Origin of the sequence: Salinisphaera sp. SWV1 (assembly GCF_052044155.1) — a bacterium.
In the GTDB taxonomy this organism is placed as follows: Bacteria; Pseudomonadota; Gammaproteobacteria; order Nevskiales; family Salinisphaeraceae; genus Salinisphaera.
In genome coordinates this window covers 56,728-75,940 of sequence record NZ_JBQDYE010000005.1, presented here as the reverse complement: position 1 = coordinate 75,940, position 19,213 = coordinate 56,728, and the positions used below count along the sequence as shown (strand labels likewise).

17 protein-coding genes are annotated in these 19,213 nt (G+C 65.7%); 8 read left to right on the top strand and 9 right to left on the bottom strand.

Going from position 1 to position 19,213, the window contains the following annotated elements; genetic code table 11:
* The first annotated feature begins 184 nt into the window (after window positions 1-184).
* From ACS8YF_RS03760 to ACS8YF_RS03745, 4 genes are all read left to right on the top strand, one after another.
* Window positions 185-1,216: an Lnb N-terminal periplasmic domain-containing protein gene (locus tag ACS8YF_RS03760; RefSeq protein ID WP_440848883.1), complete on the top strand. Its 1,032-nt coding sequence runs from the start codon at window positions 185-187 to the stop codon at window positions 1,214-1,216.
* Between the two features lie 332 nt (window positions 1,217-1,548).
* The gene (pepF, locus tag ACS8YF_RS03755) at window positions 1,549-3,474 is read left to right on the top strand and encodes an oligoendopeptidase F (protein WP_440848882.1); all 1,926 of its coding nucleotides are present in this window, start codon (window positions 1,549-1,551) and stop codon (window positions 3,472-3,474) included.
* Window positions 3,475-3,649: 175 nt separating this feature from the next.
* On the top strand, window positions 3,650-5,032 hold the full coding sequence (locus tag ACS8YF_RS03750; protein WP_440848881.1) for a hypothetical protein: 1,383 nt from the start codon (window positions 3,650-3,652) through the stop codon (window positions 5,030-5,032).
* A 196-nt stretch (window positions 5,033-5,228) separates the two neighbouring features.
* Complete coding sequence (locus ACS8YF_RS03745) at window positions 5,229-6,281, top strand: Gfo/Idh/MocA family oxidoreductase (RefSeq protein ID WP_440848880.1); 1,053 nt, start codon at window positions 5,229-5,231, stop codon at window positions 6,279-6,281.
* A gap of 12 nt (window positions 6,282-6,293) precedes the next feature.
* On the opposite strand, the gene ACS8YF_RS03740 is transcribed toward ACS8YF_RS03745, so the two are convergent.
* The 3 genes from ACS8YF_RS03740 to ACS8YF_RS03730 all read right to left on the bottom strand — a co-directional run bounded on the left by ACS8YF_RS03740 (window position 6,294) and on the right by ACS8YF_RS03730 (window position 8,794).
* The gene (locus ACS8YF_RS03740) at window positions 6,294-7,370 is read right to left on the bottom strand and encodes a glycosyltransferase family 4 protein (RefSeq protein WP_440848879.1); all 1,077 of its coding nucleotides are present in this window, start codon (window positions 7,368-7,370) and stop codon (window positions 6,294-6,296) included.
* Window positions 7,367-8,263, bottom strand: coding sequence for a UDP-2,3-diacylglucosamine diphosphatase (locus ACS8YF_RS03735; protein WP_440848878.1), 897 nt, complete (start codon window positions 8,261-8,263; stop codon window positions 7,367-7,369). The genes ACS8YF_RS03740 and ACS8YF_RS03735 overlap by 4 nt, the downstream gene beginning before the upstream one ends.
* A 69-nt stretch (window positions 8,264-8,332) precedes the next feature.
* Window positions 8,333-8,794: a GtrA family protein gene (locus ACS8YF_RS03730; RefSeq protein ID WP_440848877.1), complete on the bottom strand. Its 462-nt coding sequence runs from the start codon at window positions 8,792-8,794 to the stop codon at window positions 8,333-8,335.
* Window positions 8,795-8,919: 125 nt separating this feature from the next.
* On the opposite strand from ACS8YF_RS03730, the gene ACS8YF_RS03725 reads away from it, so the two are divergent.
* Complete coding sequence (locus ACS8YF_RS03725; protein ID WP_440848876.1) at window positions 8,920-10,173, top strand: NAD-dependent epimerase/dehydratase family protein; 1,254 nt, start codon at window positions 8,920-8,922, stop codon at window positions 10,171-10,173.
* Window positions 10,174-10,242: 69 nt separating this feature from the next.
* Window positions 10,243-10,764, top strand: a complete 522-nt coding sequence (locus ACS8YF_RS03720) for a cupin domain-containing protein (protein ID WP_440848875.1) — start codon at window positions 10,243-10,245, stop codon at window positions 10,762-10,764.
* Between the two features lie 3 nt (window positions 10,765-10,767).
* Here the strand turns inward: ACS8YF_RS03720 and ACS8YF_RS03715 are convergent, their stop codons facing one another.
* Window positions 10,768-12,162, bottom strand: coding sequence for a PLP-dependent aminotransferase family protein (locus ACS8YF_RS03715; RefSeq protein ID WP_440848874.1), 1,395 nt, complete (start codon window positions 12,160-12,162; stop codon window positions 10,768-10,770).
* 198 nt (window positions 12,163-12,360) lie between these two features.
* Between ACS8YF_RS03715 and ACS8YF_RS03710 the strand changes: the two genes are divergently transcribed.
* Window positions 12,361-12,966: a LysE family translocator gene (locus ACS8YF_RS03710; protein WP_440848873.1), complete on the top strand. Its 606-nt coding sequence runs from the start codon at window positions 12,361-12,363 to the stop codon at window positions 12,964-12,966.
* Here ACS8YF_RS03710 and ACS8YF_RS03705 read toward each other — a convergent pair.
* A complete protein-coding gene (locus ACS8YF_RS03705; protein ID WP_440848872.1) occupies window positions 12,950-13,462 on the bottom strand; it encodes an N-acetyltransferase family protein in 513 nt (170 codons plus the stop codon). The genes ACS8YF_RS03710 and ACS8YF_RS03705 overlap by 17 nt on opposite strands.
* A 620-nt stretch (window positions 13,463-14,082) precedes the next feature.
* On the opposite strand from ACS8YF_RS03705, the gene ACS8YF_RS03700 reads away from it, so the two are divergent.
* On the top strand, window positions 14,083-14,250 hold the full coding sequence (locus tag ACS8YF_RS03700; RefSeq protein ID WP_440848871.1) for a hypothetical protein: 168 nt from the start codon (window positions 14,083-14,085) through the stop codon (window positions 14,248-14,250).
* Window positions 14,251-14,374: 124 nt separating this feature from the next.
* Here the strand turns inward: ACS8YF_RS03700 and ACS8YF_RS03695 are convergent, their stop codons facing one another.
* The 4 genes from ACS8YF_RS03695 to ACS8YF_RS03680 all read right to left on the bottom strand — a co-directional run bounded on the left by ACS8YF_RS03695 (window position 14,375) and on the right by ACS8YF_RS03680 (window position 19,205).
* A complete protein-coding gene (locus tag ACS8YF_RS03695) occupies window positions 14,375-15,145 on the bottom strand; it encodes an SDR family oxidoreductase (RefSeq protein WP_440848870.1) in 771 nt (256 codons plus the stop codon).
* Window positions 15,146-15,289: 144 nt separating this feature from the next.
* Complete coding sequence (locus ACS8YF_RS03690; RefSeq protein WP_440848869.1) at window positions 15,290-15,904, bottom strand: DedA family protein; 615 nt, start codon at window positions 15,902-15,904, stop codon at window positions 15,290-15,292.
* 286 nt (window positions 15,905-16,190) lie between these two features.
* Window positions 16,191-18,278 carry a M13 family metallopeptidase gene (locus ACS8YF_RS03685; RefSeq protein ID WP_440848868.1) on the bottom strand — a complete coding sequence of 696 codons (2,088 nt, stop codon included), beginning with the start codon at window positions 18,276-18,278 and terminating at the stop codon, window positions 16,191-16,193.
* A gap of 138 nt (window positions 18,279-18,416) precedes the next feature.
* Window positions 18,417-19,205 (bottom strand): HAD-IIA family hydrolase, encoded by a 789-nt coding sequence (locus tag ACS8YF_RS03680; protein ID WP_440848951.1) that lies wholly within the window; start codon window positions 19,203-19,205, stop codon window positions 18,417-18,419.
* Window positions 19,206-19,213 lie beyond the last annotated feature (8 nt).

Below are 19,213 nucleotides of genomic sequence, written 5' to 3'. Positions count from 1 at the left end.
GCCTGTTGCCGTTTCGTGCGAGTCCGCGCCAAGCGCTGTTTTGCGGCGAGACGAGGCGTAGTGCGCGCCGTGCAGTCACTCTGCACAAGCGGGCTACAACGCTGGATTGGACACCTAGGGGCGGGCACAACATGATGGCGGACGCGTTCTGCGTGCTTCCCGCTTTGCGTCGCGTGCCCCGCCGATGACTGCCGCGTTATTGATCGCGGCCCGCGTCGTCGCCGGGCTGCTCGTCCTGCTGGTGGCGGGCTACGGCACCGGCGCGCTCTGGTTTCGCGGCCCCAACCCGCGCGCGCTGCGCATCGCCTTGATCGCGGCCTGGTGGGCCGCGGCGCTGGGCGGCCTCGCCGGGCTAATCGCCGCCGACCGGCTCGGTCCGGCCATCTTCGCACTCGCCGGACTGGCGTTTGCGCTGTGGTGGGCGCAGATCCGTCCGCGCTCGGACCGCCCCTGGGCCGACGATGTGGCGCGCGTGCTCCACGTGGAACGTCACGGCCCACAGGTGCGCCTGCACAACGTCCGCAACTTCGACTGGCGCACGCGCGACGACTACACTCCGCGCTGGGAAATCCGCGACTACGATCTCGACCAGCTCATCGCCGTGGATCTGGTGGCCTCGTACTGGATGGGACCGACCATCGCCCATACGCTGGTGTCCTTTGCCTTCGCCGACGGCCGGCACCTGGTGTTTTCGGTCGAGGTCCGACGCCTGGCCGGCGAGGATTTTTCAGCGATCGGGGGCCTGTTCCGGCAATGCGAACTGGCCCTGGTGGCCGCCGACGAGCGCGATATCGTGCGCACCCGCACCACCGCGCGCCGCGAAGACGTTTATCTGTATCGCGTGGCAATGCCCCGGCACGCCATTCGTGCGCTGTTCGAGGCTTATCTGGATACTGCCGACACCCTGGAATACCGGCCGCGGTTCTACCACACGCTCACGTCCAACTGCACGACACTGGTCTACGACATGGTCAAGGCGATCGTGCCCGGACTGCCCTGGAACTGGCGCCTGCTGGCCTCGGGCCATCTGCACGAATACCTCTACGATCTCGGCGCGCTGGATACACGCCTGCCCCTGGCGGAACTGCGGCGTCGCGGCTGTATCAACGCGGCCGCCATCGCCTCCGATAGCGACGGCCATGCCAGCCCCGATTTCTCCGATGCGATCCGGCGGGGGCTGCCGGCGCCCGAAGGCGCACCGACGCCGCCCCCATAGCCCGGGCGCGCCGCGCGAACTCGCATCAAACGACAATTGGTCCTATTAATCCGGGATCAAAACAGCTGACTTCATCAGCTGTTTTCAACGCCTTCAAAAATAAAAGCCGGCGCCTGTCCGTCTTTTATCTTCAAGGGCTTCGCGGGCAATGGCCGCGGCGAGCATGCGGTCGCATACGGGCGCTATTAATCCGAAAAATCATCCATTTTTGTGCCGGGTTGATAATGTAATTGTCGAACCGCGCATTTGCGCCTGGCCCATCCGGCTTGCTTTTTGCCTGCGAACCGACCGTGTTTGATCTGCGCCTTATTATTGATTCTCGGGGGCCAACGATGTCTCGCATCGCTATTCCTGCCGCGGTTTTGACCGTGCTATTCGCCGCCGGCCTCGCGCCGGCCCTGGCTGCCGATACCGGCTCGGGAGGGAGCCGGACCGCCCAGACCGACCATCCGCCGAGCCAGACGCCCACCGCGTGGAATCTGGACGATCTGTACGCTTCGCCCGCGGCCTGGCAGAGCACCTATGACCAGACCCAACAGCGCATCGACACGCTGCCGCGCTTTTCGGGCCACCTGACCGACAGCCCGGACGCTCTGGCCAACGCGCTGGACACGATCTCCGACGTACAGAAATCGATCGCGCGCCTGTCGGTCTATGCCGGCCTGGCCGCAGATCAGGACCTGCGAGACAGCACCGCCCAGGAGCGCCGCAACAAGGCCGACCGCCTGGCCGCGCAATTCGGCGAGGCAACCGGCTACGTCCGGCCCGAGCTGGTGGCGATGAATCAGGACAAGCTCGAGTCCTGGAGCCAGGAGAAAGCGCTCGCAGACTATCAATACATGCTCACGCAGGTCATGAAGGCGGCGCCGCACACCCTGTCGCGCCAGACCGAATCGGCACTGGCCGCGCTGAGCCCGGTCAACGGCCAGAGCGATACCTTTTCGCTGTTATCGAACGCCGATATGCAATGGCCCAGGATCAAGATCGACGGCAAGGAACGCACAATCGATCAGGCCGGCTATACCAAATGGCGCAGCAATCCGGACCGCGAGGTCCGCAAACGGGTGTTCGCGGCGTTCTGGTCTAAATACAAACAGTACGAAGGCACCTTCGGCTCGCTTCTCGGCCAGACCGTGCTCCGGCACGTGATCGACGCGCGCCTGCATCACTACGACAGCGCGCTCGCGGCCGCCACCGCCGACAACGACATCCCCACGCGCGTTTATCACCAGCTCGTGGCGTCGGTGAACGACAATCTCGACACGCTGCACCGCTACCTCAAGCTGCGAGCTCGCATGCTCGGCGTGAAGCAGCTGCACTACTACGACATCTACCCGCCGCTGGTGCATTCCGACCGTTTCTTTACCATCGACGAGGCCCGGTCGCTGGTGCGCCGTGCCACCCGCCCGCTAGGCGCGCACTACGAACAGCTGCTCGATAAGGCAACCCGCTCGCCCTGGACCAGTGTCTATCCGCGCCCGGGCAAAAGCGCCGGCGCCTACATGAACGGCGCGGCCTACGACGTGCATCCGTATGTGTTGCTTAACTTCAACGACGACTACGAGAGCGTGTCGACCTACGCCCATGAATGGGGCCACGGTGTCCACACCATGCTGGCGCACGAGCACCAGCCGTTCGCGACCGCGGATTATCCGATCTTCACCGCCGAGGTCGCTTCGACCACCAACGAACAGCTGCTCGTCCAGTACATGATCGCGCATGCGAAGACCGACGAGGCCAAGCTGTTCTACATCGGCCAGGCGCTCGAGCAGCTGCGCGGGACCTTCTTCCGCCAGGCCCAGTTCGCCGAATTCGAGCTCGCTATCCATCAGGCCATACAGAAGGGTGAACCGCTGTCCGGCGCCCGCTTGACCCAGATGTACGGCGATATTCTCGACAAGTACTACGGCACCAAGGACGGCATCACCCGGATCGAGCCCGAAGACGACATCGAGTGGGCCTATATCCCCCACTTCTATTACGACTTCTATGTTTATCAGTACGCCACCTCGATCACCGCGGCGCATTATTTCGCCAGCCATATCGAGCATGGCGACACGCAAGTCCGAAAGGCTTATCTGCACGCGCTGTCCGAGGGCGGCGCCGACAGCGGCTACACGATTCTCAGGGACGCCGGCGTGGACCTGGCGACGGCCGCACCATACCGGGCGCTCATGGCCTACATGAACGACCTGATGGACCAGGCCAACGCCATCCTCGACAAGCAGCCCGGCAACCGCGAGAAGGCCGCGGGCTGACCCGGCTGCGGGCCGCGCCTGGCCGCGCTTCCGTGTGGGCAAGCCAGCGCGGTGGCGCCTTCCGTGCTACGATTATGATCACGAAGTGTATGCCGCGACCGTCGACAGGGCGGTCGGTCGCACGCGCGACGCTTCGTTCTGCTGCTCCTTTTCAAGTCGAGCGGCTCCAGGGGATATGATTGAAAATCAAGGGGGATATGTGGATCGTGTATCCAATCGACGTCTTGCTGTTGCGCTGATCGGCGCCGGCGCGCTCTGGTCCGGCCAGGCTATGGCCCAGAACAGCGGCGACATCGCCAAGGCCCATCGCCTGCAGGCGATGCAGCAACAACTCCAGGCACTCAAGGCGCAGCTCGCCACGCTCAAGCAAAAACAACAGAAAATGCCGGCCGAGCCCTCGACCGACAACGCTTCGACCAGCGACCAGGCCAGCGCACCGAGCACCGTCCAGGCGAACAAGCCCAAGCAGACATTGACGCTGGGTGGCGCATTCACGGCGGGCTACAAGCTCAAGCCGGACATGAAGAACCACCACAAAAGCGGTGATGCCATTGCCGGCATCGCGGCCTTCAACGTCCACGGCACGGACGGCAAGCTGTCGTACGGCGCCGAGTATCGCTGGTCGCCGACCGCCTTCGCCGATTCAAGTTATCTGCGCTATGGCTGGGCCGCCTACGACTTCGGCAAGCACAGCCAGATCAAGGGCGGCATGTTCTATGTGCCCTTCGGCAACCTCAAGTTCGGCTACCAGACATTCTGGGGCAACCTGACCTACTTCGCCGGCTTCACGGATAACCAGGCCGCCGGGCTGGGCTATAAGTACGAAAACGGCCCGTGGCGCCTCGACGTCGACGCCTTCAAGAACGACGACCTGGGGCAGCGCAGCCTGTACGGTTCCAATCCGTTCGATGGCTATCAGCAGGTCAACGGCGGCAATGCGCGCGCGGCCTATACCTTCAATCAGGGCACGGATCACAGCGTGCAGGTTTCGGCGGCGGTACGCGGCGGCGAGCTGCAAGTGGGGAAAAACGCACCCCATTACGGCACACGCTGGGCGGCCACCGCGGCGGTGGACGCCGCGCTCGGCCCGTGGACGCTGCAGGGCCAGTATGTCGATTATCGTTACAACATTCCGGCCGGACGCTTCTATAACGACAATGCGTTGCCGACCGACGCCATCACGATGGAGAACTACGGCTTCGCCTACCAGATGCCGGCCTCCGGCCAGATCTTCGCAGCGAATGTGGCGCGAACCTTCAAGATCGGCTGGGGCGCGCTGCATTCGATCCAGCTGTACGACAACTACGCCTACCTGATGACCGGCGGCAACGGTCGGTTCAACAGCGCCCTGCCCGGCAACGCGCCGAATCCGACCGGCGACATCCAGTTCAATGCGGTCGGCGCGGACTTCTCGTTCGGCATCCTGCAGGTCTGGGCGGATGTGCTGACCGGCAAGAACGCGGCCATGACGTTCGACGGACCGAGCGACGGCAGCTGGAACACCCGCTACAACCTGCAGATGGGACTCTACTTCAGCGGCGACGTGCTCAAGAACTAGGGGCTGCTATCGTTGCGCCAGGCGCCGTCTTGCGGCAAAACAGCGCTTGGCCCCTTCGGGTTGAGCCGCAAATCGAAGCCGGCCGTCACGAGACAGCCGGCTTTTTTCATGCGCCGCCGATCGGCCGCCGGCTGGCGGTGAACGCGGCTTTGCGTCAGCATCGCAGGCCAAGCATCGTCCTACACCGATACCGACCATGCCCGACCGCCTCCGCATCGCCATCATCGGCTACGGCACCGCCGGCCGCATCTTCCATGCGCCGCTGATCCACAGCACCCCGGATCTCGAGCTGGCCGCCATCGTCACCGGCAACGCCAAGCGCGCCGCCGAGATTGGCGACCGATATCCCGGCGCGCAAGTGATCGCCGATACCGAAACACTCTGGACCCGGGCCAGCGCATTCGATGCAGTCGTGGTAGCCAGTCCGAACGCCTGGCATGCGCCACATGCGCGGACCGCGATCGCGGCCGGCCTGGCCGTGGTCGTGGACAAGCCGCTGGCGGCTTCGGCCGATCAGGCCGAAACCCTGATCGCGGCGGCACGCGACCGCGGCGTGGCGCTGACCGTGTTCCAGAACCGGCGCTGGGACGCCGATTTCCTGACCCTGCGGGCACTGATCGAGGCCGGCCGGCTGGGCACGGTACGGCGCTTCGAATCGCGTTTCGAGCGCTGGCGGCCGGAACCCAAGCCCGGCTGGAAACGCGACGCCGCGCCCGATGCGGCCGGTGGCATCCTGTTCGACCTGGGCAGCCACCTGATCGACCAGGCCCTGACCCTGTTCGGCCCGGCCCGCGAGGTTTATGCCGAGCTCGATGCCGGTTATGCCGATTCGGCCGTGGACGACGATTCCTTCGTGGCGCTGACGCACAGTTCAGGCGTGCGCTCGCATCTGTGGATGAGCAGTGTCGCGCCCGACCTCGGCCCGCGTTTACGCGTGCTCGGCGACAGAGCGGGCTTCGTGAAATACGGGCTCGATCCGCAGGAGGAGCGGCTGCGTGACGGCGCGGTACCCGGCCATGACGGTTGGGGCACGGAGCCGGAACACGCTTGGGGGCGCCTCGGTGCCGGTGCACAGTTCGCGACGATCCCCAGCCATCCCGGCGATTACCCCGCCTTCTATCGCCGGTTCGCCGCCGCGCTTCGCGAACAAAGCGCGATGCCGGTGGATCCCGGCGACGCCGTGGCCGGGCTGCGCGTGATCGAAGCCGCGCGTACCGCCGCGGCCGAACGCCGCGTGGTCAGCCCGTAAACCGTCTCATCGTCATCGGCCGATGAACCGCGCGACCGGCGCGCTCAGCCGCGCCGCCAACGACGGCGGGGCATCCCAAGCCGCCGGGTCGAGGCGCTCGACATGATCCACGAAGCGCTGGGCGCAGGCGGCCCACGAGTAGTCCAGCGCGAACGCGCGGGCGTCTTCGGGCGACAGGGTCAGCGCGCCGCGCACGGCCGTGGCCAGATCATCGTCGAGACAGGCGACGTGCGGCGCGTGGCCGAGCACGTCGGCCGGGCCGGGTACCGGATAGGCCGCCACCGGCAGGCCGCTGGCCAATGCCTCGAGTAGCACCAGGCCATAGGTGTCGGTGCGACTGGCGAACACGAACACATCGCCGGCCGCGTACCAGCGCGCCAGATCCTCGCCGGTCTGCCAACCGGCGAAAACAACATCCGGATAGCGTCGCTTGAGCTCGGCGAGTTGCGGCCCGTCGCCGACCACGACCTTGGTGCCCGGCACGTCCAGATCGAGGAAGTCGCCGATGTTCTTTTCCACCGCCACGCGCCCGACGTAGACCATGACCGGTTTCGGCCCGTCGACGGCCATGGCGTCGTCGCGCGGCGCGAAGGCCCGGGCATCGACCCCGCGCGGCCAGAGCACGGTATGGGTGATGCCATGCGTGGCCAGTTCATCGGCGAGCGTATCAGTGGTTACCAGAACCTGTTTCGCCGCCGCATGGAAACGGCGCATGAAAGCAAAGGTCAGCCGGCGCGGCACGCCCATGCGCATTTCCAGATACTGCGGGAAATGCGTGTGATACGAGGAGGTGAAGACCAGCCCTTGACGTCGACAGTAGCGCCGAGCAGCCTGGCCGAGCGGGCCCTCGGTGGCGATATGAATCGACTCCGGCCGCGCCTCGGCCAGCCGGCGCCCGACCTGGGTGGCCGTCGCCAACGCCAGCCGGATTTCCGGTTCGCCGGGACACGGTAGGCTCATGAAGCGATCCGGTGTGATCAGCGTGACTTCGTGGCCGAGCCGCGTCAGCTCGTCGAGCACCGTGGACAAGGTGCGAACCACGCCGTTGATCTGCGGATGCCAGGCATCGCTAACGAGTGCAATCTTCATGCGGAGGCCGCCCGGCGACGGCTCTCGCGCTCGGCGGGCATTTCATCGTCGGTCCCGCGTCCCCAGTAAAGTAGTTCCATACGTCCGGCGAAGTCCTCGGTCAGTGCGGTACAGGATTCCACCCAGTCGCCATCGTTGCAGTAATCGACGCCGTTGACCGTACGCCGCGACGGGGTGTGGATATGGCCACAGATGATGCCGTCCAGATCGCGTCGCCGGGCTTCGTCGGCCAGCGCCTCCTCGAAGCGGCCGATGAAGGCCACCGCGTTCTTGACCTGGTATTTCAAAAATGCCGACAGCGACCAGTAGGGATAACCGAGCCGGCGACGCATGGCGTTGAACCAGCTGTTGCCGACGATCACGCCGCGGTAGGCATAATCGCCGAGCACCGCGAGCCAGCGCGCCTCGGTGCAGACCGCATCGAAGGCGTCGCCGTGGATCACCAGATACTGGCGCCCGTCGGCGGTCTCGTGCACACACTCGTTGCAGATCTCGATGCCGGCCAGATCCAGTGGCAGGTAATCGCGCAGCATTTCGTCGTGATTGCCGGGCACATAGACGATGCGGGTGCCGTGATCGCGGTGCAGGGCCAGCACCGCCTGGATTACGGCACTGTGGCTGGCCGGCCAATACCAGGCATTCTTGAGCGCCCAGGCATCGATGATGTCGCCCACCAGATACAGGGTGTCGCAGCGCACGGTGGCCAGGAAATCGAGCAGCCGCTCGGCGCGGCACCCGCGCGTACCCAGATGAAAATCCGAGATCCAGACGCTGCGGTAACAATGAAAGCCCCGGGGCGTCGCGGGCGACGGCCCACCGCTGGGGGCGTAGATGCGAGTGGATCGGTCGTCGTGACGTACCGGGCGGGGGTCGAGGACGTCGTCAAACGACATGGCTGTGCCTCCACGCAGAACCTGTGAGCATATTGTCAACACCGCGTATGACCGCCATGTGTCGTTTATTTAACGGCCGGATGACAGATTCGGGTCGCGAAACACCCAACGACCGGCCAGCAGATAATTGCCCCACAACCCGACCAGCGCGCCCGGCACCACGCTGAGCAACGGATGGGCCGCGCCGATGGCGGTGGCCGAAACCAGGCCGAGATAACAGCCGTAATTGACAATTACATTGACCGTGTTGACGGCCAGATAGCGCAGCCACTGACGCCAACGCGCCCGATCGTCGCCGCTGACGAAGGTGAAGCGACGATTGATCAACCAGGCGGTACTGGCCGCCAGCGGAATCGATATCAGCCGCGCCCGCAGCGGCGCCATACCTAGCCCGTGCACCAGCATGCCCAGAACGCTCATGTCCACGCCGAATGCGGTAAGACCGGCCAGGGCAAAGGAAAGCCAGCGCCGCAGCACGCGCGTTTCCATGATCACGGGCAGCCCGCCACGCAGCGGTCGTGCCTGTCGCATCCATGACAGTTCCCGGTCAAGCATCCTCCAGACATAGCAGATCCACACGACAACGCGATGACTGTCATGCTCCGGTCATGTGAACGCGCGAGCCTCGGTGACATCCGCTCCAAGGAGGACCGACCATGTCGATCGCATCACGAAACAGCGCCCGTCGCATCCTGATTCTCGGCGGCGATGGCTTTTGCGGCTGGCCGACAGCGCTGCATCTGTCCGACGCCGGCTACGACGTGACCATCGTCGACAACCTCTCGCGCCGCATGATCGACGTGGAACTCGAGGTGGAATCGCTCACACCCATCCGCCCGATGAGTGAGCGCCTGGCCGCCTGGGCCGAGGTCAGCGGGCGCGAGATCGGATTTCATCGCTTCGATGTCGCCCGCAATTATCAGCGCATGGTCAATCTGCTGCTGGACTTCGAACCCGACGCGATCGTGCACTTCGCCGAGCAGCGGGCCGCGCCGTATTCCATGAAATCGGCGGCCCACAAGCGCTATACGGTGGACAACAACGTCGGCGCCACGCACAGCCTGCTGGCCGCCCTGGTCGAATCCGGCATCGATGCCCACGTGGTGCATCTGGGCACCATGGGCGTGTACGGCTACGGCAGCGCCGGCATGAAGATCCCCGAAGGATATCTCAAGGTGCACGTCGAAACCGAAGCCGGCGCCATGGCCACCGACGAGATTCTCTACCCGGCCCACCCCGGCAGCGTCTATCACCTGACCAAGACCCAGGATCAGCTCACCTTCGCCTTCTACAATCGCAACGACGGCATCCGCGTCACCGATCTGCATCAGGGCATCGTCTGGGGCACCCAGACCGAGCAGACTGCGCGCGACGAGCGCCTGATCAACCGCTTCGACTACGACGGCGACTACGGCACCGTGCTCAATCGTTTTCTGATGCAGGCCGCGATCGGGTACCCGCTGACCGTGCACGGGACCGGCGGCCAGACCCGCGCCTTCATCCATATCCAGGACACGGTCCGCTGCATCGAACTGGCGATCGGCAATCCGCCGGCCGCAGGCGAGCGCGTGCGCATCCTCAACCAGATGACCGAAACCCATCGGGTGCGCGATCTCGCCGATCGCGTCGCCGCGCTCACCGGTGCCCCCATCGACTACCTGCCCAATCCACGCGTCGAGGCGGCGGAGAACGATCTGCACGTCGCCAACGACACGCTGATCCAGCTCGGCCTGCGCCCGACTACGCTCGATACCGGCCTGTTCACCGAAGTTACCGACATCGCCGCGCGCTTCGCCCATCGCGCGGATACGCGGCGTATCGTCTGCCGCTCGGCCTGGCGCGCCGACCGCAGAACCGAGCCGACCACAACAGTGACCACCGCGCCGCCGGCGGCGTCGACCCCGGTATAGATCCCGGATCGCATCCCGGCGAATCAGCCTCTACGCTGTGGTCATCAGCCATCATCATCCGGATCTGCCATGACCCTGCGTCTGGAGCCCGAAACACTGGCCTTCGACGACGACGGCCGCACGCCGAACAGTCGCCACCCGGTACTGATCCATCGCGGCTCGATGCCCGGCGACGACGATGAGGCACTCGCGGCCGCGTTCGAAGCGGCCTTCGAGGCCCATGGCTGGCCGCCGCAATGGCGCGGCGGCGTATTCGGCTATCATCATTTTCACTCCAACGCGCACGAGGCCCTCGCTGTCTACGCCGGCGAGGCGGAACTCGTGCTCGGCGGTGAAGACGGGCGGCCGGTCCGTCTCGCGGCCGGGGATGTGCTAATCCTGCCGGCCGGCACCGGCCATTGCCGGGTCGCGGCCAGCGGTGATTTCGCGTTGACCGCGGCCTATCCCGCCGGCCATGGCGACTGGGACCTGTGCCGGCCGGGCGAAACCGACCACGCGCGCGCGGTCGCGCGTATCGCCGAAGTGCCGACGCCGGCGACCGATCCCGTCACCGGCGGCGACGGCGCACTGACCCGACTCTGGGCCGGCTAGGGCCTAGATCGTCTGCCAGGCCTGGAGTTCGGGCGATGCGACAACCCTGCGTATGCGCGCCAGGGCATCGGCCAGCGCGGCGCGATCGCGTGCGGCGCTGAAACAGATGCGGATGGCCTGCGGCGCGGCCTCGCTGCCGACACAGAACGCTTCCGCCGGATTGACCTTGATGCGCTCGGCGGCCAGCCGCTCGACCACGCGCGCGGCGCGCTGCCCGGGCGGCAATTCCAGCCAGGCATAGAAACCGCCGGCGCGCAGGCGCAGATGGAAGCCGGATAGTGCGGCGCGCGTCATCGCCGCGCGCGCGGCCAGTTCATCGAACTGCCGGGCCCGCACGCGATCGGCATCGCCGGAGGCGATCCAGTGGCCGACCACCGAAGCGATCAGTGGCGGCGGCATCCAGCTGATGTTGCGCACGGCGGCCGAAACGCGCTCGCGGATCGCCGCCGGCACCCGCATGGCGCCCGAACGCAGGCCGCCCGAAAGAATCTTGGAGACCGAGAACAGATAGACCGTACGCTCGGGGGCCAGCCGGTACAGCGGCGTACCGCGCTCGGCTGCCGGCAGATGCTGGACGCCATCCTCCACGATCCAGACATCGCGTTCGCGCGCGAAAGCGGCCAGTGCCGCGCGGCGTGCTTCGCCGAGCCGCGCCGTGGTTGGATTCTGGTGTTCCGGCATGACGTAGAGCACATCGAATGATTGTTGATCGTGCCGGGCGGCAAGCGTATCCACGGCCAGGCCGTCTTCGTCGTGATCGAGCGCGACCAGGCGCTGGCCCAGCTGCCCGGCCACACTGATCAGACCGGGATAGGTCAAACGCTCGGCTGCCACGCGCCGGCCCGGCCCCGCCAGCGTGCACAGGACGATGAAGATGCCGTTCATGCCGCCCTGGTCGATAATCAACTCATCGGCGTCGACCGGCAGCCCGAGTTCGGTCATCCAGCGCGCATAGATGTTCCGATGCGCATCCAGCCCGCCTTCCGGCTGGTAATCCAGCGCATGGGCCAGTGCGGTCGGATCGGCCTGAATGCCGGCGAGGGCGCGCTTCAGGCCGGCATCGCGTTCGCCATCACCCGGCGGCATCGCGAGCGACAGATCGATCCAGCCGTCGTCCTCGCGTGTGACGCTGACATGCGAAAACCGCCGCGATTCGCGGCCGCCGCGCACGTAAGTCCCGCTGCCGACGCGCGCTTCCACCCAGCCCTGGCGCTCGGCCTCACCATAGGCGCGCGTGATGGTACCCACGGTGACGCCGAGCGCATGCGCCAGCCGCCGCTGCGGCGGCAGCCGGGTGCCCGGGCCGAGCTCGCGCGATTCGATCGCCCGGCCGATCGCCGTGGCCAACTGACGATAACGCGGCCCCTCGCCCGACAGCGTCGGCACCCAGATTGTCATGGTGACAATAAAATCATTGACGCCCTCCAATCGCGGCGTAACCTTCAATTTTCACCGGCGCCTTTGCCAAAACACCAAAATGAACCCATACAATATCATGAATACCCCGCCTCGCCTCCGATCTTCCGCTTATCGGGCGTCGGCGCGGCGCCACCGCGTTGGCGTCGCGCCGCCCTCGGTCGCCCACCGGAGCGGGTCATGATCACGCCCACGGCCATGATTCCGGTGGCCCTGTTCGCACTGGCCACGGTGGGCACACCCGGGCCGAACAACGTCATGTTGACGGCTTCGGGCGCCCGCTATGGCTATCGCCGCACGCTGACGCATATCGCCGGCATCCTCGGCGGCAGCGCTGTGCTCTACATGGGGGTGGCGTTCGGGCTCGGCGCATTGTTCCAGCGCCATGATCTGCTGCAGTACGCCCTGCGTGCATTGGGTGCGGCTTATCTGCTGTACCTCGCCTGGCGTATTGCCAGCGCACCGCCGCCGAATCTGGATGTGGCCGGTGATGCCCGGCCCCTGTCGTTCCTCGAGGCCGCGGCCTTCCAGTTCGCCAACCCCAAGGTCTGGGTGATGGGGTTGACGCTGACCGCCTCGTTTCTGCCGGGGCAGGGGCCGCTATTCCTCAACGCCCTCGTGCTGACCGCGATCATGCTCGTCGTGGGCCTGCCCTGCCTGTCGTTCTGGGCGGCGTTCGGCAGCGTGATCGGCCGCACACTCAGGACAGCCCGCGCCTGGCGGGCCTTCAACATCGTGATGGGCATGCTGACCGCCGCCTGTGTCGGGTTCATCGTCGTCGATTGAGCGGCGGCGCGAGCTGCTTGTACATGACCAGCGCATCGACATCGCCGGCCTCGGGATGACAGAAGGCGCCCGGCAGGCGGCCGACGACCTCGAAGCCGTGCTTTTGCCACAGCCGCACAGCGCCGGCGTTGGTCTCGGCGACGAAGTTGTACTGCATGGCCCGAAAGCCGCGCGCGACCGCCTCGCGTTGCGAGTGCTCGCACATCGCACTCGCCCATCCGGCCCCGCGCGCGGCTTCGGCCACGACATAGCCACAATTGGCCACGTGGGCGCCCTGGCCGGGCTGATTCGCCACCAGATAGTAAGTGGCCACAATCGTGCCGTCGTCCGCCTCGCCGGCGAATGTCGCCGCGGGTTTGTCCATCCACGCCGCCCGGGCGTCGGCCTCGGCGATATCCCGCGGATAAGCATAGGTTCGGCCGGCCGCGAAGACCGGCGACAGGAGGCGCCAGAGCGCCGGCCAGTCGGCCGTCCTGGCAAGGCGTATCGACGACATGACGAATCCACTCGTGAAGAAACGGGAGCGAGTCGCGCCAGCATAGCGAAGATTCGAATCAATCGGCGGGCAGGCAGGCTCTGAACCCGGGTTGCTGTCGATAGCCGGGGCCCAGGGGCCGCCCCGGAGATTAACGACCCTTTCATTAAAGCAATCCTGGTCATCGCAGGCTACGATCGGCCTGAATCACGTCAATGATCGCCAACGGCGCCCCGAAGGCGCCACAGCCCGCCGTCCCGGCACGCAAGGCATTTCGGGCGCGACCGCAGAATATCGCAACTCATTGATTTTACGATCGACGTATCACGCTAAAATGACACAGGAAATTTTTTTCAAACAAGGGTTGTCAAATTCGACTTTAGGCGTAGAATCGCCCGCGTCGACGGAAAATATCGATGGTTCAAGGCGTTTTTCGCCGGCCACAGGGCAAACCCCATCGTTACCGTCGCATCGGGCTTGTCCCAAAGAGGCAATACTTGCTTATTCCTATTCGTTGATCGGCATCGGCAACGTGACACCGAGGGAAGCGGTTCACGTCAATGCGGATGCCGAAGATCGCCGTGGGCCCGCTCAACCGCTGGCTCACCGAACATTCTTCTGGTTATTGAGGAGCATTGATGATGAACAACTTCAAGGTGAACATCGTGAACAGCCTTGTGGTCACCGGCCTGGTTGCCGCCTCCATGATGATGCCGATCCTGGCCGCCGAACTGGCCCAGATGCCGAGCACCCCCCATCAGACGCCGGTCGCGGCGCAGACGGCGGCAGGCACGCATACCATCCGCTAAGCGGCTGCATCGGCCGAAGGCGTGTGAAGATACCCGGCCCCGGCGCCGGGTATTTTTTTGTCTGCGGGCGGTAAGCGCGTGTCGTCGCGGCGGGATCCCCGGGCCCGGGCGCCGCCGCACGGCATCAAACCACCGAGGTCATGCCGCCGTCGACGAAGATGTTCTGCCCGGATACGAAGTCCGAGGCGTTTGAACACAAATAGACCAGCGTGCCAATCAGTTCGTCGAGCCGACCCCAGCGCGCGGCCGGGGTGCGTTTCCTGATCCAGGCATCGAAGTCGGCGTCCTGCCAGAGCGCGGTGTTCATGTCGGTCTGGAAGTAGCCCGGCGAGATGCAGTTGACCTGGATGTTGTAGCGGGCCAGATCCGCCGCCATGCCCTGGGTGAGCATGGCCACGCCACCCTTTGAGGCCGAATAGGGCGCGATCGTCTCGCGCGCCAGCTTCGATTGCACCGACCCGAGATTCACGATCTTGCCCGAGCCGCGTTCGCTCATCGGCCCGGCCAGGGCGTGGGCCACATAGAACGCGCTCGACAGATTGGTCGCCACGACTGCATCCCAGTCGGCCGGCTCGAACTCGGCGAAGGGCGCGCGTTTCTGCAGGCCGGCGTTGTTGACCAGAATATTGGGCAGGCCATGGGCGGTGATCACCTCGACGATCGCCTGTTTCACGGCGCTCGCATCGGTGACATCGAAGGCCACGTGGGCCACGTCCGCACCGGTCTCACCGGCGAGCCGCTCGGCGGCGGCGGCCAGCTTGTGTGGATCGCGCCCGTGCAGGATCACGCGCGCGCCGCGGTCGGCCAGGCCGCGTGCCAGTTCGGCGCCGAGTCCGCGTGAGGAGCCGGTGATCAACGCCAGCTTGCCGACCACATCGAACAATGTATCGCGCATTGAAGCCCCTCGAAGATGAAGAAAAGCGGGCCATCGAGCCGGCGCGCGACGGCGGTGCAACGCGCCGCATCCTATCCCGGAACCGGTCCCATGCCTGTTGATTTTTGGTCGTAGACAGCGCGGGCGGGCGGCATCGCGCCCGCCTCATGAATTGTTCGAGCCCTGGGGACGGCTGCGATAGACGAACCGCCAGAACAGGTAGATCAACACGACGACGGTGGTGACACCGGCCGCGGAATACAGGCCGATCGGCCCGAAATGCGCCAGTGCCTGCTCGAAATGCTTGCCGAACCAGTAGGTGCCGAAGCCCCAGGCGCCGACCCAAAGCGCGGCCCCGATGGCGTTGTAGAGGGCGAAACGCGGCGCGGCCATGCAGCCGATGCCGGCCACGATGCCGTTGAGCTGGCGCAGGCCGACAAAGAAACGGGCCACGATCACGATGGCGCCGCCCCGGCGCTGGAAGAACCGCTCGATGCGGGCCAGCCTGGCCTCCGTGATGCCGACGCGGGCGCCATGGCGCAACACGACCCGCCGCCCGCCGAAGCGACCGATCGCATAGCCGATGTTATCGCCGATCACCGCGCCCAGCCAGGCGGCGGGCAGCAGCAGCTCGATCGGCAACTTGCCCTGGGACGCCAGCAGGGCGGCGGAGATGAGCGCGGTTTCGCCGGGCACGGGAATGCCGAAGTCCTCGATCAGCACGAGCAGGAAAATGGCCCACGGGCCGTAGTCCGAGATGATCTGAGTAATATCGAGCATGCCTGAGACTAACGTAAGCGGCGGGCGCGGCCATCGCGATCAATGCCGGGCACCCGCCAGGATGTCCGTCGTGAACGGGCGCCGAGTGTATCCCGCCGCGGGTTCGTGCCGTGATACGGGCCGACCACGGTTGCATCGGGTCGCCGCCCGTGCCGCCGGACGGCGTCACGCACCGATTATCCCGCCATGCTGTCCTGCGTGCCACCCGCTGAACGCGCTGGCGGCGAGCGCCTTCGAATCAACGCCACGATCGACGCCCCCGGCCCGGCTCCGCGCCCAGCGCCGTTTACCAGATCTCGACGCGTTGATCCTTCGGCCGGACCATGCGGTCGCCCGGCTTGCAATCGAAGGCGCGGGCGAAGGCCGGCATGTTCGACGGCGCCCCGATCGCACGATAGCGCATCGGCGAATGCGGGTCCGAGTTGAGCTGCACCTCAAGCGCCTTCGGCCGGCTGTGACCGCGCCAGACCCGGGCCCAGGACATGAAAAAGCGTTGTGCCTGGGTATACCCGTGGATCTTCATGCGCGCCTGGTTCGGGTGATGGGCCAGCGCGCTCTGCAGGGCATCGTAGGCCAGCGTCAGCCCAACCAGGTCGGCGATGTTCTCGCCCAGGGTGAGCTGGCCGTTGACGTGCAGTTCAGGCTTGTCCGGAATGGGCGTGTACTGGTTGAATTGATCCACCAGCTTTTGCGCGCGGGCTTCGAAGGCCTTGCGATCGGCCTCGGTCCACCAGTTGACCTGGTTGCCGTCGCCGTCGAACTGACGGCCCTGATCGTCATAGCCGTGGCTCGACTCGTGTCCGATCACGGCACCGATGCCGCCATAGTTGACCGCGTCGTCGCCGTGGGCATAGAAGAACGGCGGCTGCAGAATGGCGGCCGGGAAGTTGATGGTGTTGTCGGTGGGGTTGTAGTAGGCATTGACCGTCTGCGGCGTCATGCCCCAGCGCTGGCGATCCCGCGGGCCGCCGACATAGGCCATTTCGTAGTCGTGGTTGAACTTGGCCGCGCGTGCCATGTTGCCGTAAAAATCGTCGGCCGAGATCGACAGCCCCTGCCAGGAACGCCAGTGCTCGGGATAGCCGATCTTGGGCAGGAATTTCGACCACTTGTCGAGGGCTTTCTGCCGGGTTGTGTCGCTCATCCAGTCGTTGTTCCGGATGCGTGTTTTCAGCGCCGCGCGGATGTTGTGCACCATCTGCCGGGCGCGCGCCTTGGCTTGCGGCGGGAAGTATCGGGCGACATACAGCTGACCCAGCGCCGGGCCCATGGCCTGATTGACCGCGGCCAGCGTCTGCTTCCAGCGCGCCTGCTGCTCGGGCTGGCCATTGAGCGTGCTGCCGTAGAACGCGAAGTGGGCGTCGTTGAAGGGCCGCGACAGCAGGGGCGCGGCATCGTCGATCACATGGAAGCGCAGATAGGCGCGCCATCGATCGAGCGGCGCATTGCCGAGCAGCTTGTCGAATTGCTTGAAGAAGCGGGGCTGCGACAGGGAAAAGCCCCGCTTGATGTCAGCCCCCTGCGCGGCGAAGAAGGCCTTCCAGTCGAAATTCGGCGTGGTCCGGTTGGCCTCGGCCAGCGTTACGAAATGATACTGGTTCTGCGGATCGCGCATCGCCACGCGCGACAACGAGTGCCGGGCCAGATCGGTTTCCAGGGCCATGGCCTCGCGGGCATCCGCGGCGGCGCGATCGTCGGATTCCCCGACCCGCCTGAACAGCGTGGTCATGTAATCGACATAGGCGGCGCGCTGATCGGCGTAGGCCTTGTCGGTGTAGTACCTCGGCGTCGGCAGACCGAGCCCCGCCTGATCGACATAGGCGATGATCCGGGTCGCGTTCCGGTAATCGGGGCTGGCACCGAGTTCGAACACCTGGCCCTGGCCCGCGGCGAACGCCCGGCTGAGATAGCGGCTGAGCGCCGGGCGACTGTCGATGGCCGCGATCCGCTTCAGGCGCGCCTCGATCGGCTGGTAGCCGGCGTTGTCGATGGCGCGGGTATTCATGCCGGACTGATAGAGATGTCCGATCCTGGCCTCGATCGAGCCGGGCGGGGCCTTGTCGGCCCGGGCCGCGGCCTGTTCGACGATGCGGTGCTGATCGTCGAGGCTCTTCTCGGCCAGCATGTTGAACGACCCCCAGCGGGTGTGATCGTCCGGGATCGGATTCGCGGCTACCCACGTCGCGTTCACGAACGTGTCGAGGTCCTGACAAGCGCTCACGCGGGTGTCGAGATTGCCGGTATCGAAGATTCGCTGAGCGGCGGACAGCCGCATACCCGCGGCGTCGGGATCGGAAGCCTCGGCCGTGCTGGCCTGGGTCATCATCAGCCCGAGCGTGATCGCCGCGGGCGTGAAAGCCAGTCGTCGGATCATGATCATCCTTGTCGTTGGCTGCGGGCCACCGCGAACCGCAAACGCCATCGGCACGCGCCGGTCCACGGCCCGTTGCGGTTTCGGGGTGCCGCCAGAGAACCGGGTTCGACCGGTCTCATATTGACACGATCGCGGCCGTCACGGTGCGTTCCTGCCGCCCGTTTCGGCGCTGTCGTCGTGGCGGGCGCTGTGCTCCTCGAGCAGATCCTGAACGGAGTCGAGAATGGCCGCGGGCCGGAACGGATAGCGATCGACATCGTCGCGGCTGGCAATGCCCGACAGCACCAGGATCGTATGCAGCCCGGCCTCGATGCCGGCGACGACATCGGTATCCATGCGATCGCCGATCATGCCGGTGCGCTCGGAATGCGCGCCGAGCTTGTTCATTGCCGAACGGAACATCATCGGATTGGGCTTGCCGACGTAGTAGGGCTCGCGCGTGGTGGCAGCGGTGATCAACGCCGCGACCGCGCCGGTCGCGGGCAGCACACCCTCCGCGCTCGGCCCGGTCACGTCCGGATTGGTGGCGATGAAGCGCGCGCCGTTGTTGATCAAGCGGATCGCTTTCGTAATCGCCTCGAATGAATAGGTGCGGGTTTCACCGAGGACCACGAAATCCGGGCTGGTATCCGTCATGACGAAACCGGCTTCGTGCATCGCGGTGGTCAAACCGGCCTCACCGATGATGAAGGCCGAGCCCTGGGGCGCCTGCCCGGCCAGAAACGCGGCCGTGGCCATTGCCGAGGTCCAGATCTGGTCCTCCGGCACCTCGATGCCGTTGCGCGCCAATCGAGCCGCCAGGTCGCGCGGGGTATAGATGGAGTTGTTGGTCAACACCAGAAACCGGATGTCACTGGCCCGCCACTGGTTGATCAGGTCGGCGGCGCCCGGCAGCGCCTTGTTCTCGTGCACGAGCACGCCGTCCATATCGGTCA